Source organism: Oenococcus kitaharae DSM 17330, assembly GCF_000241055.1.
Lineage (GTDB): Bacteria > Bacillota > Bacilli > Lactobacillales > Lactobacillaceae > Oenococcus > Oenococcus kitaharae.
This window is the reverse complement of record NZ_CM001398.1, coordinates 1,113,660-1,131,135: the sequence shown is the minus strand read 5'-3', so window position 1 is coordinate 1,131,135 and position 17,476 is coordinate 1,113,660. Positions and strand designations below refer to the sequence as shown.

18 protein-coding genes are annotated in these 17,476 nt (G+C 44.1%); 6 read left to right on the top strand and 12 right to left on the bottom strand.

The window, feature by feature from the left end; all coding sequences use genetic code 11:
- Nucleotides 1-32: 32 nt before the first annotated feature.
- The 6 genes from OKIT_RS05650 to OKIT_RS05625 all read right to left on the bottom strand — a co-directional run bounded on the left by OKIT_RS05650 (nucleotide 33) and on the right by OKIT_RS05625 (nucleotide 5,763).
- Complete coding sequence (locus tag OKIT_RS05650; RefSeq protein ID WP_007746063.1) at nucleotides 33-1,403, bottom strand: DEAD/DEAH box helicase; 1,371 nt, start codon at nucleotides 1,401-1,403, stop codon at nucleotides 33-35.
- 139 nt (nucleotides 1,404-1,542) lie between these two features.
- Entirely contained in the window at nucleotides 1,543-2,490 is a 948-nt protein-coding gene (locus OKIT_RS05645; protein WP_007746061.1) for a DHH family phosphoesterase, read from the bottom strand.
- 18 nt (nucleotides 2,491-2,508) lie between these two features.
- Entirely contained in the window at nucleotides 2,509-3,201 is a 693-nt protein-coding gene (locus OKIT_RS05640; protein ID WP_007746055.1) for a metal-dependent hydrolase, read from the bottom strand.
- Nucleotides 3,202-3,240: 39 nt separating this feature from the next.
- The gene (yajC, locus tag OKIT_RS05635; RefSeq protein WP_007746053.1) at nucleotides 3,241-3,624 is read right to left on the bottom strand and encodes a preprotein translocase subunit YajC; all 384 of its coding nucleotides are present in this window, start codon (nucleotides 3,622-3,624) and stop codon (nucleotides 3,241-3,243) included.
- Between the two features lie 36 nt (nucleotides 3,625-3,660).
- On the bottom strand, nucleotides 3,661-4,806 hold the full coding sequence (gene tgt, locus OKIT_RS05630; protein WP_007746051.1) for a tRNA guanosine(34) transglycosylase Tgt: 1,146 nt from the start codon (nucleotides 4,804-4,806) through the stop codon (nucleotides 3,661-3,663).
- Nucleotides 4,807-4,848: 42 nt separating this feature from the next.
- Nucleotides 4,849-5,763: a lactate/malate family dehydrogenase gene (locus tag OKIT_RS05625; RefSeq protein ID WP_007746049.1), complete on the bottom strand. Its 915-nt coding sequence runs from the start codon at nucleotides 5,761-5,763 to the stop codon at nucleotides 4,849-4,851.
- Nucleotides 5,764-5,880: 117 nt separating this feature from the next.
- On the opposite strand from OKIT_RS05625, the gene OKIT_RS05620 reads away from it, so the two are divergent.
- On the top strand, nucleotides 5,881-6,795 hold the full coding sequence (locus OKIT_RS05620) for an NADP-dependent oxidoreductase (RefSeq protein ID WP_040610081.1): 915 nt from the start codon (nucleotides 5,881-5,883) through the stop codon (nucleotides 6,793-6,795).
- Between the two features lies 1 nt (nucleotide 6,796).
- On the opposite strand, the gene OKIT_RS05615 is transcribed toward OKIT_RS05620, so the two are convergent.
- Together OKIT_RS05615 and OKIT_RS05610 are read right to left on the bottom strand one after the other, a co-directional pair.
- Nucleotides 6,797-7,126, bottom strand: coding sequence for a hypothetical protein (locus OKIT_RS05615; protein ID WP_007746047.1), 330 nt, complete (start codon nucleotides 7,124-7,126; stop codon nucleotides 6,797-6,799).
- 18 nt (nucleotides 7,127-7,144) lie between these two features.
- Nucleotides 7,145-7,918 (bottom strand): alpha/beta hydrolase, encoded by a 774-nt coding sequence (locus tag OKIT_RS05610; RefSeq protein WP_007746046.1) that lies wholly within the window; start codon nucleotides 7,916-7,918, stop codon nucleotides 7,145-7,147.
- A gap of 40 nt (nucleotides 7,919-7,958) precedes the next feature.
- On the opposite strand from OKIT_RS05610, the gene OKIT_RS05605 reads away from it, so the two are divergent.
- On the top strand, nucleotides 7,959-8,624 hold the full coding sequence (locus tag OKIT_RS05605; RefSeq protein WP_007746045.1) for a histidine phosphatase family protein: 666 nt from the start codon (nucleotides 7,959-7,961) through the stop codon (nucleotides 8,622-8,624).
- On the opposite strand, the gene OKIT_RS05600 is transcribed toward OKIT_RS05605, so the two are convergent.
- A complete protein-coding gene (locus tag OKIT_RS05600) occupies nucleotides 8,625-8,834 on the bottom strand; it encodes a hypothetical protein (RefSeq protein ID WP_007746044.1) in 210 nt (69 codons plus the stop codon).
- 367 nt (nucleotides 8,835-9,201) lie between these two features.
- Here OKIT_RS05600 and OKIT_RS05595 point away from each other — a divergent pair, with 367 nt between their 5' ends.
- The 4 genes from OKIT_RS05595 (at nucleotide 9,202) to OKIT_RS09390 (ending at nucleotide 12,602) form a co-directional block, all read left to right on the top strand.
- Entirely contained in the window at nucleotides 9,202-10,473 is a 1,272-nt protein-coding gene (locus OKIT_RS05595) for a PTS sugar transporter subunit IIC (RefSeq protein WP_007746043.1), read from the top strand.
- A 30-nt stretch (nucleotides 10,474-10,503) separates the two neighbouring features.
- Nucleotides 10,504-11,565 carry a branched-chain amino acid aminotransferase gene (locus tag OKIT_RS05590; protein ID WP_277868709.1) on the top strand — a complete coding sequence of 354 codons (1,062 nt, stop codon included), beginning with the start codon at nucleotides 10,504-10,506 and terminating at the stop codon, nucleotides 11,563-11,565.
- A gap of 143 nt (nucleotides 11,566-11,708) precedes the next feature.
- Complete coding sequence (locus OKIT_RS05585) at nucleotides 11,709-12,233, top strand: MarR family winged helix-turn-helix transcriptional regulator (RefSeq protein WP_007746041.1); 525 nt, start codon at nucleotides 11,709-11,711, stop codon at nucleotides 12,231-12,233.
- 24 nt (nucleotides 12,234-12,257) lie between these two features.
- Nucleotides 12,258-12,602 (top strand): hypothetical protein, encoded by a 345-nt coding sequence (locus tag OKIT_RS09390; protein ID WP_007746039.1) that lies wholly within the window; start codon nucleotides 12,258-12,260, stop codon nucleotides 12,600-12,602.
- 76 nt (nucleotides 12,603-12,678) lie between these two features.
- Here OKIT_RS09390 and OKIT_RS05570 read toward each other — a convergent pair whose 3' ends face one another.
- The 3 genes from OKIT_RS05570 to OKIT_RS05560 form a co-directional block, all read right to left on the bottom strand.
- Complete coding sequence (locus OKIT_RS05570) at nucleotides 12,679-14,091, bottom strand: NAD-dependent succinate-semialdehyde dehydrogenase (RefSeq protein WP_007746037.1); 1,413 nt, start codon at nucleotides 14,089-14,091, stop codon at nucleotides 12,679-12,681.
- A 127-nt stretch (nucleotides 14,092-14,218) separates the two neighbouring features.
- Nucleotides 14,219-15,751 carry a glycosyltransferase gene (locus OKIT_RS05565; protein ID WP_007746036.1) on the bottom strand — a complete coding sequence of 511 codons (1,533 nt, stop codon included), beginning with the start codon at nucleotides 15,749-15,751 and terminating at the stop codon, nucleotides 14,219-14,221.
- Nucleotides 15,751-17,403, bottom strand: coding sequence for a glycosyltransferase family 4 protein (locus OKIT_RS05560; RefSeq protein WP_007746035.1), 1,653 nt, complete (start codon nucleotides 17,401-17,403; stop codon nucleotides 15,751-15,753). Before OKIT_RS05560 ends, OKIT_RS05565 begins: the two co-directional genes overlap by 1 nt.
- Nucleotides 17,404-17,476: the final 73 nt, after the last annotated feature.

Sequence of the window (17,476 nt, the reverse complement as noted above, 5' to 3'; positions counted from 1 at the left end):
AAACCCGATCTTATACAGGCCGGGTTTTTATTTTATCTTGATTCAGAACGGCGCTCTTTGCGTGAAATACGTGCTGCTGTGCGCTGACTGACTTTTTTATCTTTTAATTGTTTAAATTTAATTGCGCCCTTAATTTGGTGACGATAACCAGGCTTCACGTGCGCCTTTTTCTTCTTAACCAATCCGATCATCTCAGGATCCAACTTTTTGGGGGTTAGACGACGTACGTGACGGCGATTCCGATCTTTGGCATCGACAAGTTCGTGATTCTTCAGCTGCTTGGCTTGAAAATGAATTCCCAATTTTTCAAGTTCAGCCACTTTGCTCTCTTCGTCTGGCCCATACAAGGTAATTGCAGTTCCAGACATACCATTACGACCGGTACGCCCAACACGATGAATGAAAAATTCCAAATCGGTTGGAATATCATCATTAATAACTTCTGAGACGCCTTGAATATCTAAGCCGCGAGCTGCTAAATCAGTCGCAACAACATATTGAAATTCCTGATTTTTGACTCGCCGCATAACACGACGACGTTCACGCGGTTCAATATTGCCACGGATTTCAGCTACTTTTAATCCTTGTGCTTCTAAAAACTTGGCCAATTCACGAACACGCTCCTTGGTATTAGCAAACACAATTGTCAGATATGTCTCGCCGCGTGTCAGCAAGTCATAAATAACCTCATTTTTGTCCTTTGATTTAGTAGCCAGCAGTAAGTTCTCGACTGTATCGCTGACAACTGTCGAAACTGGAATCTCTTCGATTATCGGTTCTTTCATGTACTTTCTTAAGAAAGGCGTGAGCTTATCAGGGATTGTCGCTGAAAAGACCAGCATTTGCAAATCCGCTGGCATCGCACTGGCGATTGTATTAACGTCCCCCAAAAAGCCCATATCCAAAGCCATATCAGCTTCATCAACAACGAAAAAACGATTATGATTCACTAAAAGCAAATTCTGGCTCAAAAAATCTTTTAAACGGCCCGGTGTGCCAATGACAACCTGCGGCTGCTTTTTTTCCAATTGATGTGTCTGTTTGACACGGTCGCTGCCGCCAACGTAATCCACAATTCGTAAAGCATCGAATCGCGGATCAAGTTTTGCCAGAGCTTTTTGAAAAGCACGAAATGCCTCATATAATTGTTCAGCCAGTTCACGCGAAGGCGATGTAATCACAGCTTGTACTTCATCCAGCGCTGGATCCAAAGCATTAAAAATCGGTAGCAAAAAAGCATGTGTCTTACCCGACCCTGTCTGCGATTGTCCAACGACATCACGGCCAGCTAAAATAGAAGGAATTAAACGCTGCTGTACCTTAGTTGGTTTTATAAAAGAAATACCGTCAATTGCCGCGACGATTTCTTTTTTTAAATTGAATTGTCCAAATTGATTTGTCATTAACTTTATTTACTGCGAAAAAATCCGCATTTCTGATCGCTATTTAAAATTACTAAATGATGTAAAAGCGTTTAGTCTTTTCAGACCAGCACTCATAAGTCTAACAGTTTCAGAATAAATTATCAGTGATCATAAAAAATCAAGCCAAAATTTTGAAATCAGCGGCAGCTTTTTTAAGTTCGGAAACAATCTGGTCAATTTCTTTTAAGTCTTTAGCTTTGGCACCGCTAGCCATATCATGGCCGCCACCATTGTGCAGTTTAGCAATTTCATTGACGTTCGGCCCCTTTGAGCGTAGACGAACACGGTAAGTGCCATCATCGTTTTCAATGAAATTGGCCCAAACAAGCACTTCTTTAATCGAGCCAAACATGCCAACAATAAAATTACTGCCTTCGCTGCCTAAATGCCCGGCTTCGATCTCGGCTCGCGACAAAGTGATCCATCCAACCTGGTCTTCTACCTTCATGTCGTTATAAACTTTACCGGAGAAGCGTGCCTGTACCAAACTGATTGAAGACATCTGCCGGTTAATCGCTGAATAATCATTATGAAAGTGATACAACTTGCTGACAGCAATAAAAGTCTCTGGTGTCGAAGCATACATAAAGCGCCCAGTATCACCCGTAATGCCAATGTAGAGAAAACGTGCCGCCTCTTCTGTCAGTGAGAGTGGTGCATTGCCATCCAGCAAATAAACCACCATTTCTGAACTTGAAGAACGTTCCGGCTCGACCCACATCAAATCGCCAAAAGGCTCATCGTTGGGATGGTGGTCAATCTTGATCAGATAATCAGCTTTTTTATAACGATCATCATCAATGCGATCACGGTTGGCTGTATCAATCACAATCACGAGGGCGTTTTCGTAAACTGAATCGGCAATTTTGTCCATTTGTCCGACCCAGCTCAGACCTGTGATCTCTTTACCGACGGCATAAATATTTTTTTCAGGAAAAGCCGCTTGGAGCCCGGCTTTTAAACCTAATTGAGAACCAACAGCATCAGGATCAGGCCGCTGATGGCGGTGAATAATAATGGTTTGATATTTTTCTACTTGTTTTAATACTTGCTCTTGAAAGTCCATGTCTCTAGTCTATCTGAATTAGAAGACAAATTCCTCATCAAATGCAGGCAATAGACCGCTTCCTGCTGGCAAATTGTCGATAAACTTCTGCGGATCGGCCTGGATAGCCGGAAAAGTATTGTAATGTGTCGGAATGACGTGTTTGGCCTGCAAAAATTCAGCTGCCACGACGGCATCATCAGCGTCCATTGTAAAATGACCACCAATGCAGATCATAGCCAGATCAACAGGCCGTTTTCTAGCGACTAATTTCAAATCGGAAAACAAGGCTGTGTCGCCTGTGTTATAAATCAATTTATCTTCAATCGTCAGTGCCATGCCGCAGGCCGTCCCTAAAGGAACTAGCAAGCCTTTGACCAAGCGCGCATCGGTATGCCAAGCCGGATACATTTTCATTGTAAAATCCCGGCCGGTATAAGTACCGCCAAAATTAACACTCTCAGCGTGACAGCCTTTGGCTTCGGGCAGAGTATTGTTAATATAATCAGCGAAATCAGTCTGAGTGATGATCAAAGCGCCAGTCCGACGTGCAATATCAAAAGCATCACCAACATGGTCGCCATGCGTGTGAGTCAACAAAATATAATCTGGATTAAGACTGTTGGGATCCACATGTGTGTGTTTATTACCAGTCAGAAAAGGGTCAATCAGAATCGTCGTCTGCCCACTTTTGATTTGAAAAGCATTCTGTCCAAAATAAGTAATTTTCATGATTGTCTCCTCAAAAAAAGCTGACTAAACGTCAGCTGGTTACTTTTCTTTATCTGTATCTTTATCTTCTTCATCAGGCTTTTTAACATCAGCCGTAATTTTTGTATCAGTCGAAGATGCGACAGGTCCAATTTTAGCAATCGCACGAAGATCAAAGGGTAGGAAAACGCCTTCAACATCCAGTGTGACAATTTTTTTATCATTATCAACCGAATCCACAATACCGTGAAGACCACCGATCGTGACAACTGACGCGCCCTTAACGAGACCATTGTGCATCTCTTCTTGGCGCTGAGCCATCTGCTTGCGGCGACGAGAAGTCCACCAGAACATGCCACCTATCAAGACGGCATAGATAAGAATCATTGGCAGCCAAGATGAAAATCCTGACCTTGCCGCCAAGACGATCAAATTTTCGAACATAAATTTCCTCCAGATAACAATTTTAGCAAAATTGCCTTAGAAAAGGCGTGCATTGGGCTTGTTATAACCGTATTCCTCTAACACTTGAGCCCGAAAATCCAAAAATTGGTCATTTTCGATTGCGGTCCGCATATCTGCCATTAATTTTAACAGATAACGCAGATTGTGCATTGAAGCCAAATTATAACCCAGTAATTCATTGGTATTAAAGAGATGGTGCAGATAGGCTTTTGTGAAATGTGTGGAAGCATAATCATCTAAATCCGGATCCAATTGACTAAAATCGTCTTTATATTTATGATTTGTGATCACAATCCGGCCAAAGCGTGTCATGAGGCTGCCCTTACGAGCAATTCGCGTTGGCAGCACACAATCAAACATATCAATACCGCGTGCTACCGAGTCAAATAACGAATCCGGTGCGGCCACACCCATCAGATATCGCGGCTTATCTTCTGGCAGCCAAGGCGTTGTAAAATCTAAAACACGGTTCATTTCTTTTTTTGATTCACCAACCGAAAGACCGCCAATCGCATAACCGGGCAGATCCAAAGATGCGAGATCCTTGGCGGAATTTTGCCTCAGTTCTTTAAAACCAGCGCCTTGAACAATTCCGAACAAGGCCTGTTCATCAGGGCGCTTATGTGCTTTTAAAGCCCTTAATGCCCAACGTGCAGACCGCTCGGTCGATTCCTTGATGTAATCATAGGTTTCAAAATATGGAACCGCTTCGTCCAACTGCATCATGATATCCGGGCCCAGATTGTTTTGAATCTTCATGGCAACTTCCGGTGAAAGAAACATTGTCGAACCATCGACATTGTTTTTAAAAGTGACGCCTTTTTCTGTAATCGATCGTGTGTCTGCCAAACTGAATACTTGAAAACCACCGGAATCGGTCAAAATAGCCTGATCCCAATCCATGAATTTGTGCAGGCCGCCAGCCTTTTTAATCAGTTCATCCCCAGGCCGGATCCAAAGATGATAAGTGTTTGCCAAAATAATCTGCGACCCGACTTCCTTTAATTCACGCGGCTGCATTGATTTGACCGTTGCCTGGGTGCCCACCGGCATAAACATCGGCGTCTGCCAATCACCATGAGGCGTATGGATAATGCCTCGACGGGCACCACTATGTTTGTCGACATGCAATAATTCATAGCTTACGGGAGATTTAGTCATAGCTTTTATTGTATGACAAAGCCACAGAATTCGTTAGAAAATTCATTGAAACAGTTTTGTCTCTTCAATAATCGACTGGGCACTCTGCTTTAATTTGGCCGTCTCTTCAGGATTTAAAGGCAGATAAACCTCACTGACGATCCCTTTTCGGCCAATAATCGCCGGCAAAGAGATGTAAATACCGAATTTTTGATTGTAACGCGACACTACCACTTCATAATGGCTATCAGTCAGCACCGACTCAATCAAACTGGCAGCAGCGCTTGCAACAGCAATATTTGTATAGCCCTTGCCTTGAACAACTTGAAAAGCATCTTTTTTTGTTGCCAGCGCTAAATCCTTAACTTCGATACCGCGTTCTTGGGCAATTTCTAGAATAGGCCTATCCAAGATCCGAATTGATGACCAGGCCGGAAACTGAGAGTCGCCATGTTCGCCAACGACAAAGCCCGTGACTGAACGCGGGTCCAGATCAAAGCGCTGGCCGATTTCTCGCTTTAATCGCGATGTATCCAGATAAGTCCCGCTGCCAAATACCTGTTCTTTGGGCAGGCCGAGTTCTCTTTGATAGACGCCTGTAATCACATCGACGGGATTTGTAATGGTTAAGAAAACACCGTGAAAATGGACTGCACGAAGTTGGGCAGCCATGGATTTGATTTGTTTCAGATTAAAAGCCAGCTCGGCGAAACGATCACTGCTTTGAGCGGTCAAATGGACATTTCCGAAAGTGCTGACAACGATATCGGCGTCGCCAAGATCTGCATAATCGCCAGCGATAATCTTTGTATGCGACGGAAGAAAAGATTGCGCATCCAAAAAATCCAGCAGCTCTGCCTGCAAATGCAGTTTGTTAATGTCCAACAAGACAAGCTCGTCGACAAGTCCTCGGTCAGTGATAATGTGAGCCAGCGTCGATCCAACGTGCCCCATTCCAATGATTCCAATTTTGCGCATGAGTTTAACCCCTTTTTCAATTATAGTGAAAATGGTGATTAATGTTACCGCTTACTTAAAAATGATCCAACTATAATTATGGTTGGAAACAGAATGATCATATCAGGAGGTTTTGGCATGAAAGTAATCGAAATTAATCAATTTGGCAATGTGGATGTTTTTTATGAAAGCAGTAAGGAACTGCCGCCGCTCAAAGCGCATCAATTATTAATCAAAAATTACGCCACGGCTATTGATCCATATGATGTTGCCTAMCGGCAGGGTTTATATGGTGGCGAAGACAAACTGCCAACGGTTCTTGGTTCTAGTACGGCCGGTATCGTGTTGGCAATCGGGTCTGAAGTCACAAATTTTGCCGTTGGTGACCGTATCGCTGCCAGCCCCCATCTGCGTAGTTATGCAGAGCGGTTGACCGTTTTAGAAAAACAAGCAGCTATAATCCCAGACAATGTGACTTTTGTCCAAGCAGCAGCCGTCGCATTAGGCTATCAGACGGGCTATCAAGCAGTTACAGAGGAACTGGATTTCCAAAAGGGCCAAAGCATCCTTGTCCACGGCGGGAGCGGTTCGGTTGGCTTTGCCGCCATTCAAAAGGCCAAAGAGATCGGTGCCAGCCAAATTTACGCCACAGCCAGCAGTAAGGGCAAGACATTTTTGCAGCAATATGACCCAGCCATTCATGTTTTTGACTATCATAGTGAAGACTTCACGCAAATGACTGACAAAGTTGATGCCATTGTGGATCCGATCGGCGGTCAAACACAAGAAAAATCCCTGCAGCTATTGAAAGCGCAGGGAAAATTAGTCACGACAAAGGATTTAACAGCAAAAGCTGAATCAGCGCCGTTTGATAGCCGAGCCTTCTACTTGAATTCAGGTCAAACCTTAGCAGATCTGCTGACCGATATTAGTGCCGGCAGCATCATTGTCAAGATTAATCAAAGCGACAAATTTAATCTGGAAAACCTAAAAAAGTTTCACACAATTTTTCAAGAAGGGCATCCTCTTGGCAAATTGGTCTTAGAATTTTAAATTATCTGCCGACAATTTTGTCAGCCTGATCCCATAAAGAATCCCAGACCTGGTCCGCATTATTTTTAAAGTCCTGCGTGAAACTAGTGCCTTTGGCAAAAATCTGCCCTTCCAAGTTGCCTTTCAAACCAAGGATGTCGAAAGTCTTTGGATCGATTAGTTGTACCGTGAAATAATCCCCGTCTAACAATTCATCAACAATCGCTTGCAGACCTTCCTTGATAGACTGATCGATGACCTCATCTTCGGTAATTTTAAATCCGCGCGCATTCATCAAAGTCACGCGGTCTCTGACAGCTTCTATGGTTGCCGGTACTTTATTTTCATCCATGAATTTATCTGGCCCCTTCTATCTTTTTGCGATTTTCAAGCTGTTCTTTAAGAAACTGATTGTCGCTGGCAGGGCATCTTTAGCATAGGCTTGTGCATGCCGGTCTCCAGGGAGAATAATGCTTGTAATTGGTAAACCATTTTCAACAAAGGCCTGCTGCATCGTGTAAACCTCACTGACCGGTGCCAGTTCAGCCGCGGAATTAAACATCAGCATTGGGCCTGTCGTTGGGCTGACCAAATGCTGGAGACTGGCACTTTTAGCACGTGATAAGTCACCGTTAAATAGACGTTCCAAGATCCATTTATAGTAAGAAGCCATCTTGCTGCCTTTATCCGGGTCGGGATTATCCGCTGCTTTGCGCCCTTTGATTGCAGTGTGTGTGCTCAAAAAACCTTGAAAATCAAATTGTCCCGACCAAGAAACGGTCGGGTACCCGTTTTCAATTGATAGAGAAAGTGCGATATGTGCGCCCGAGGATGAGCCGAATAAGGCAATTCGCTTGTGGTTAAATACATAATTGCTCTGTTTCAGCCATTTTAAAGCCAGACGTGCATCATCTAATTGAGTTGGATAAACATGTTGAGCGTCAGCTAAGCGATAGTTAATCGAAGCAATCGAAAAACCAGCTGCAAACAGTGCCTCATAAACTTGTGTATCTTTGTTTTTGTCACCTTGCCACCAGCCGCCGCCATGAATATAGAAAATTAATGGCTCTGCATCCTTTTGCAGGTATAAGTCCATTTTTTGTTTTTCATTATTTCCGTAACTAATATCAAAAAACTTTGCCATACGGACATTCTAGCAGACTAAAATAGAGCTTGAGGTGCTTATGAAAATTACATTCTATCTGATCCGTCATGGCCAGACCTACTTTAATCGATACAACAAATTACAAGGCTGGAGCAATTCTCCACTGACTGAAAACGGTATTAGCGATGCAAAAAAAGCCGGGCGCAAACTTAGAGAAATCTCTTTTGACGCAGCTTATTCGTCAGATACAACACGTGCTATTCAGACGGCCGATTTGATTTTGGCCGAAAATAGTTCTGATAAGCAGCCAGAATTGCTTAGCCTTCCAAATTTTCGAGAAGAATTTTATGGATCATATGAAGGCACAAATATGGATGCTGCTTGGCTGGCAGCTGGTGCACCTTATGGGTTAAAAACCTATGCTGAGATCGTTGATGATTTTGGCCTGCCTTCAACCAAAGATTTTTTAAAAGCAGCTGATCCCTGGCACGATGCTGAAAATAATGATGAATATTGGGCACGTCTGGATGAAGGCTTTGAAAAAATTCTGGCAAATCCAAAGATTGGTGATCAATCCCAAGTCCTTTTGATTTCGCATGGCAATACGCTGCTTTCTTTAGCAGATCGTTACGGACAAGATAAAATTGGTCTGCATACGCGGCCAAGCAATGGCTCTGTGTCCAAATTACAATATGAAAACGGTCATTACCGTTTCCTTACTTTTAATGACCAAGCGGTCGATTAATCAGCGCTTTTTAAGCCAATCATAAATAGCGAGTGCGGCTACAACAATTAAAATGATGACAATGCCGTGCCAAAGCAGATTAATTAGTGAAAAGATCAGGCCAATCGCCAGGATCAGAAGCAGAATTGGCAGCAGCACTGCTGTCACACCCACAGAAATGACACCGAAAACGGCGGCCAAGATGAGTAAAAGAATAAAAAATACGAGCATCAGTACAGCTCCTCCGCAAAGCATAGTTATTTTTTTTAACAGTTAATCTCATTTTAACCGTTCAGAAGACGAGTTTGGAAAATTTTTGTAATATTACATTTTGATGACAAAAATCAAATACCTTGACTTTTAATTCAGCTCCTAGTAACCTAAGTAACAACTCAAAGAGAGTACATGCGAGATAATAGTTCACAAATGAAGATGAGTGCATCCATTATTTTGGTCAGCGTCGTGTTGTTGATTACACAGTGACGACTGATCATTTTGTCAGCCGTCAAAAGATGGCTGGCTGGCATGGTTGAAGATTTCAAAACCGTTCTAGTTAGTTGCTTACTAGAGCGGTTTTTTTATTACTTAAGGAGGAAATATGACAGCAAACAACGTTCCAAAAAGCCAGGCTGATTTTTTTGATCAAGACCCGGCTTCCATGACGCCTGAACAACGCAGCGAGGCTTATTCGCAAGCGATGTCGGCGGCAACTAAATTCAAAAACGACCGAGCTCAGACTGAAGAGCTGCGGCCAGGTTCAGGTCCTTTGACCCGCCCAGAGAAAAAAATGAAAATGTCTGACTGGGTCTATACAGTCAGTCAAGGAATCTCCAATGCGGTTTTGGTTATTCTTGGTATTTCCATTCTTTTGAATACAGCTGGCAATTTGCTTCACTGGGCGCCTATGCAGATGGTTGGCGTCTTAGGCCAGCATCTGCTAGCACCTGCTATTGGTGCCGGTATCGCCATTCAGCTTCGATCAACGACCTTAACAACTTTTTCAGCTATGATCGCAGCCACAGTTGGCGCCAACTCTATGTACTTTACAAGCGGCGCAATCAAAGCTGCTACAACAGCTACTGGCTGGGTTGCACCTCAATTAGCTGGCGCCACGATCATGACTGTCGGCCAACCGATTTCCGCCGTGATTGCCGGTCTTGCAGCTGCCCTATTAGGCAAGTGGATGACCGGTAAGACACCGCTTGATATGTTTATCGTACCTTTCTGTGCCACTTTTGTTGGTTCGGTCGTTGGCCTTGGTGCCGCAACTGTAACGACGCCATTCTTAAATTGGGTATCAAAAGGACTGGCAGACACAATGTCAGTCAACCCGATTCTTGGCGCGGCCGTTGTCTCGTTTGCTTGGTTCTGGTTCTTAATGACACCCGCTTCGTCGGCTGCATTAGCCGTAGCAGTCGGGCTTGATCCAATGTCTGCCGGTGCCGCCTTAATCGGTTGCTGTGCCGCATTTTCCGGCTATACAGCAATGAGTTTTACACAAAATAATTCCGGTGCTAATATTGCCCAAGGGCTCGTAACACCGAAAGTCCAGTTTCCAAACATCATCAAATCACCGTTAACAGCGGTTGGACCAATGATCTCAGCTGTTGTGATGGCTATATTTGCAGTAACAGTTGGCGGTTTTAGAGTACCAGCTGCCCTTGGCGGACTTGGTTTCTCATCATTTACTGCACCGTTAAATATTCTGTCAATGCCTAAAACATCCGGCTTCTCAAATGGCTGGGGCGGTTTAGCAGTCATGCTTTTCTTCGGTTTAGTTGGCCCGGCAGTAATTTCTTGGGTTTGGTATCAGTTCTTAAAGCGCGTTGGCAAGACACGCGAAAATGATTTACACCTTGATGTTGTTTGATTAATAATTTGTTTCACATATCAATGATTCATGTTAGAAAAGGAGAGATTTACAAAAATGACAAAAGCAAAAGCGACAGATTTTGATTGGCCGAATATTGGTTTTAATTATCATGATTTGCCATATAGTTTTCATGCAGAATTTAAGGATGGCCATTGGGATGAAGGTCATCTGACTGAAGATTCGACAATCACAATGTCTGAAGCTGCCAATGTCCTTCATTATGGACAGGAAGCTTTTGAAGGTTTGAAGGCCTATCGCCGAAAAGATGGCGGTGTTAACTTGTTCAGGCCGGATATGAATGCCAAACGGATGCATAAATCAGCTGAGCGCCTTCTGATGGAACCGTTCCCAGAGGATCGATTTGTTCAAGCCGTTAAAGAAGTTGTCAAAGCCAATCAAGACTTTGTTCCGCCATACGGTTCTGGCGCAACATTGTATGTCCGTCCGTTTTTGATCGGTACCGGTGAAGTTATCGGTGTCCATCCGGCCAATCAGTTCCAATTCCATATTCTCGTAACGCCAGTTGGCCCTTACTATAAAGGCGGCATGCAGCCAACTGCTTACGTCACCAGCCCTTATGACCGTGCCGCTCATGGTGGAACTGGCCAGTCAAAAGTTTCAGGAAACTATGCTTCTAGTCTGCTCCCTGGTTCTATCGCACATGAAGAAGGATTTTCGGACGTTGTCTACTTGGATCCTCGCTTGCATGAAAACATCGAAGAATTAGGTGGCGCCAACTTCTTTGGTATCACGAAAGATGGCAAGTTCAAAACACCGAAGTCGCCTTCTATTCTGCCTTCAATCACGAAGAAATCTTTGCTGAAATTGGCTAGTGATTTCGGAATGGAACCCGAAGAAACCACAATCAGCATTTATGATTTGGATCAGTTCTCAGAGGCCGGCGCCATGGGTACAGCTGCGGTTATCTCGCCTGTTGGTTCAATTACGCATAACGGCAACAAACATGTCTTTTACAGCGAGACCAAAGTTGGTCCATACACACAAAAACTTTATGATCGCCTTAGTGGTATCCAAGATGGCGACATCAAGGGCCCTGACGGCTGGCAAGTTGATGTGCCTTTGGATTAATCAGCCTTTCTAGATTTCTAAGATAATAGATGATTAAATCGTTTCTAAATTGAAACGATTTTATTTTATATTTTGTTTAGTTTTTATTGACAAAAACTAAACAAAATAATATCATTAATGAAAACATAAGAAAGGAAAACGATATGTCAGAAGTAACAAATGAACTCATGCGAACAATTGGTGGTTTAGCTAAGAACCCAAATTTTTATCTCATGGTCGGGCCGCGTCATGATAGCCGGCGCAGCCACCACCGCGGCCAAGCTCGGTTAATGCGTTTATTGGACAAATATGACGGCCTCTCGGTCGGCGAAATCGCCGAGATATTAGATGTGCGTCCCAGTTCCGTGACAGGACTGGTTGATAAGCTGGCAGATAATGGCTTAGTTGATCGGATCCCCGACGAGCGCGACAAACGCATCACACTGATTAAGTTAACTAAAAAGGGCCACGACTTTTTACAAAGCAAAAAAGACGAGGCCGATGATCTGAGTGAAGAAGTTTTTGCTGGTTTGACCGACGAAGAACAAGCAACACTACTTCACTTATTAAAACGTGTTTCTAAAAACTTGAGTGATATGGATTTTGGAGACTATATCAGCCAGATGGTGAACGACTCGATTGGCCGCCACTTTAGATTCGATGATGGCGATATTCATATCAACCTATAAAACAAGGATAAATGGAGAAAGATTATGGCAAAAGTAACAGATGGCGATTTCAAAGATTTAGACGACGATTTTGATGATTTCGGAAGTGAGGCTGATGATTTAGGCGATCGTATCAGTGAAAAAATTGATCGTAAATTCAAAAATTGGGCTAAAGACCATCCCCAGCAGATTGTTGTGGAAAACGGCCATCACCGTCACGGCCATCATGGCTATGTGATTAATAACGGTGCTGATTTTTATAGTTTGGGGCTAATGCTCTCTGCCGGCATCACCTGGTTTGTCAGCCACCATGATGTCTGGACAACAATCTGGCATGGTTTATTGTCTTGGCTGTATTTCGGCTATTGGCTTGCACAGAACTTGCATTAAGGCAAACAAAAAACGGATGACTGATCCGTTTCTCAAAATCATTTTGAGAATGTTGCAGTCACCCGTTTTTTTATACTCAAACGACCGCTAGACCGCCAGCGGGATTACTCAAATCTGGTTTTTGTGCCTTAACAATCAGCTCTTCATTAACAAAGGCCATCATGCCTAACTGGCTTAACTCGCGGCCGTATCCAGATTTTTTCACGCCGCCAAACGGCTGTTCAGGCAACGAAGTCATAAAGTTGTTCACAAACATCATGCCCGTTTCCACTTTTGAAGCGACTCGTGCACCACGGTCAGGATCGCCAGAGAAGATAATCCCACCAAGACCAAAGTCTGAGTCATTGGCCAAATCAACAGCCTCTTGTTCGCTGGAAACTTTGTAAACCTGTGCGACAGGGCCAAACATTTCTTCAGAATAAGCCGGGTTGTCTTTACTGATATCAGTCAAGATAGTCGGCTGGATAAATTGACCGGGAAGATCAACTTTTTCATTACCGTAATAAACCTTGGCACCAGCCTTGACAGCACGGTCAATCTGATCTTGGAGCTTGTCTTTGGCCCGCTTAGAATTCATGGGGGCAAAAGTTGTCTTAGGATCCATTGGATCACCAGGCGTAACAGCAGCAAAATGTGCCTTGAGCGTTGTCAGGAACTGATCGTACAAATTATCAGCCACGATAAAGCGTTTTGACGATGTGCAGACCTGGCCAGCATTATAAAGGCGAGCCCGCCATGCAATATCAGCAACTTGATCAATATCAGCGTCATCCAAAACGATAAAGGCATCCATGCCGCCAAGTTCCATCGTGTTTTTCTTCAAATTCTCGCCAGCAGCTTTAGCAACTGCCCGGCCGCCACGCTCAGAACCAGTCAAAGCCACGCCTTGCACACGGGGATCTGCAATAATGGTGCCGACCTGATCATAGTTAACAAAAAGATTCGTGAAACTGCCTTCTGGTGCACCGGCTTCAGTCACAATTTTGCCAAAAGCATCTGAGGATCCCGGTGTATTTGACGGACCCTTTAATACCATTGGATTCCCTACGATAAAGTTTGGCGCAAAGACACGCATCACTTGATAATATGGAAAATTCCAAGGTTCAACGGCCAGAATCACGCCGGTTGAATGCTTTTCTATTTGTGCTTCGCCGGTCGCCCGGGTCGTGATGGGCGTCGGTTTTAACAAATCTGCACCATGATCAGCATAATAATCAGCAATCATCGCACAAAGTTCAACTTCCCCTTTGGCTTCGCCGATTAATTTGCCCATGTCGTTAACAGCCGTCTTGGCAAGCTCATCTTCATGCTGCCGGAATAAATCAGCGATTTTATGTAAGATTTTAGCCCGTTCATCAACTGGTCCATCACGCCATTTTTTATACAATCCGTACCCTAACGTTAAGGCTTTTTCAATGTCGGCTGGCGTTGAAAAGTCGTATGTTTTGATCGTTTCGTTCGTGTAGGGATTAATCGTTTGGTATGCCATTTAATTTCTCCTCGTATCACTCTTGATTTTTGATCGCAACTGCTGTGGTCGCCTTCTATGTTAGTGCAATCATTTAAGCGATTCAATCTTAGAAAGGGCAATGATTGTGAATAATTAAACTTTAATATTAACGTTCATCCGGCAAAACACCACTTTGCTGCCAAGCTCGCCAAACAGAATCAGCATCATAGCGATGAGCTGTTTGATAGGCACCAGCAGACAAATGCTGCCATAAAGCATTATCCTGAAACACTTTAACAACGGCCGCAGCCAAGTCAGCGTAACTGCCGTTTTTGACCAAAAAACCATTTTCGCCGTTTTGAATAATCACATCCGGTCCAAAATTCGCGTGATAAGCAGCTGCTGGCAGGCCGTGTGCCATTGCTTCGATTAAAGACATGCTAAAGCCCTCGCCAGTCGAAGTCTGAATGACCATTTGTGCTTGATCCAAGGATTGCCAGAGCACCGGCCCGACTGCATAATCAGCAAAGACAACCGCATCTGATAGGTCCTTGTCAGCCACAATTTTCTTCAGGCTGGCCAAAAAATCAGACGAACTGGCATAACCGCGAAATTCTAGGCTCGCATCAGGAATTTTTTTTCTAATAGCTGATAAGGCATAGATGACCTGCTCCGGATGTTTTTCTTCTGATAATCGGCCAAAATAAATCAGATGATGCAATCGGCGTCCTGTTAGAGACTGTGGTCGTGTCTGCAAAAGCTGCTGTGGGACAAAAGTATCCGGCGCACAATAAAAAGCCATCTTGGGAAAACGGCGCGCTAAAATCTTTCTTTGCGCCTCAGTGGCTGTAATCACACCCGTAAAAGCCGGGGCATCAGCCGTAAACAGTGGCGTTAAGACATCGCTTAAACGACCTCGCAGCGGATTATCGGAATCCACAGTATGGCCATCATGCAAATACTGAAATTTGGCCATCGCACCATGGATATGCGCTACCGCATCAATCATGCTGGGCCGGTCATTGATAATGACAGATGATTCTGACTGCTGTGACAAAATTTCATTCATGAAGAAAATAAATAAATCATTTTCCGAATCAAAGCGCCAATCGCGACCATGGTAATTAAAAAGTCGATACATCGTGGGAAACAATTGGCCGCTGATGTTCATCCGGATAACTTCCATGACTTTGCGGCCTGCTGGATCAAAGAAAATCTGCGGACCAGGCTGCCCGTCAGGATGGAAATATTGTGTCGAGGATTTAAAGCCGCGCCAGTCCCAATAATCAGTCGCGACCGTGTTGCCAAAACGATCATAATAAATCATATTTCCCATCAATCCCACTGTCAACGGCGCGATTGTTGCACGCGCGATGATCCTGCCATGAAATTTAATCAGTGAATAATTCGCATCAATGCCGTCAATATGATAATCCCGTTTAGGAATTGTTCTAGCAAAACGGACAGGTATCTGTCGGTGCTTGACCAACAAGGCCTTTTGGAAATAGTCGTACATATTCAATAGCTGGTTGTCAGGCACACCAAGTTGTTTGGCCGACTGATGAAAAGAAGGATTGTAATCACGAGCAACATAAAAAGCTTGTTGGCCCTTTGCATTGAATAACTGCACGCGCTTGGCCTGAGAAAATTCAGTACCCGAATTGAAAGAAAAAATATTTTCAGAAACAAAGTAAAACATTAGATTTTCTCTCCTTGTTCACCTAGTCCGTCCGTGACCGCTGGCCGATAGACAGCGAGTTTTGCCGGCCAGCTGCGTTTGGCATCGTCAAATAATGCCGACCAAGCTTGCCAGACCTGTTTTTCTGAATACCGCTGCGACAAACGATAAGCCTGATCAGACATCCGCTGCAATTGATCGGGATTCTGAAACAGCCAGACTAATTTCTCTGCTAGAGCCTGGTAATCGCCATAAGGCAGAATACAGCCGTTTTTGCCATCAACAACCAGCTCATTAGGGCCGTAATTCACATCATAAGTCAGGCCGACATCACCTTGAGCCAAGCCTTCCATGAGCGACAGATTAAAGCCCTCCATCGCCGAAGTAACGGCAAACACCTGCGCTTGCTGCTCAATTTGATTACCTTGAGTCGTATACTCATGTACATACACTTGTTTTTCAAGCTGGTTCTCTTTAATGACAGCCACAATTTCACGGTAAGCTTCATAATTATTGCTGGCATCACGATAGCCGTACAGATCCAGCGTGATATCAGGGACTTGTTTTTGAGCAATGGCAATGGCCTTTACCAGCTGATCAAGCTGTTTTTCAGGTGCAATACGTGCTAAAGCAATGACGGAATGCGGCTGCCTTTGAGCCATCTTGATTGTCTGAGATTGGAAATGAGCGTCTGGAATCACGCCGACCGGAATAGTGAAACACGGAACTTGCGGCTTAAAACGTGCTTGAATATCATGGCTTTGTTTGGCAGTCGCACTAATAATGGCATCATAGCTGTTAGCCTGCCAAAGCGAATATTCATAATGGTTATTCAATAATGCATGCTGCTCGTCATTAGGATTGACAGTCTGCGAATTATGCAGATGCAGAGCCGTATAAGCCGGCTGTTTTAATTCCGTTAAAGCCCAGTCTCCTAAATCGCTGCGGTCTAAGATAAAAATATTCGCTTCTTTTGGGCTGAAATAAGCCGCATTAATCAAATCCAAAAAATGTTTGTACAGCTGATCAAGATTATCAAAGATACGAATGCTGCCGTCAGGATCGCAAAGGCGCCACGATGACAGCGACTGTTCGCCAATGGCATTAAATTTATGAAAAGCTTCGATTACAGGCCGCCCGTCCAGTGTCTGCCAAGCCTCGTTGGCAATCTTGTTGTCCGGCGAATACCATTGCGTCATGGAAACGAAGCCACGAGTATCATAAAAATCTACCGCATACAAGTTGCCAAAGGCATCAAATAACTCCGTGCTGCGAACACGCCGAGGCTTGCTATCAGCAAAATAGTTGATGCGCGCCAACAATTTCTGTTTGGCAGCGCCGCCTTGTATGTCAGGCACCTTTTGAAAGGCCAACAGTCGATTATTCGCCGGATCATCTTCATAAAAATCGACAGAACAACCCAAGTCGACTGATCGCGGCGAAACGACCTGGCCGTTCACTTTCTCCGTACCTTGAAAATAATCGAATAAGTTGATTACTTCATCATCACTTAGAGAACTATCAGCAAGATCTTGGTGGAGCGTTGGCGACCAATCACGCAGCAGAACTTTAAAAGCAGTCTGATGATGTCGAAACAAATCAGCACGTTTCAGCTCGGCGTGTTCGATGCCAGATTTGTTTTTTTGCATATTTGCATTAATAAAAAAAATCATTGCCGCTCCTTATCGTGGCCTTATCGGTCAACTCCGGGTGTGCCTATGAATTGCAGATGATGATGTATTTGCG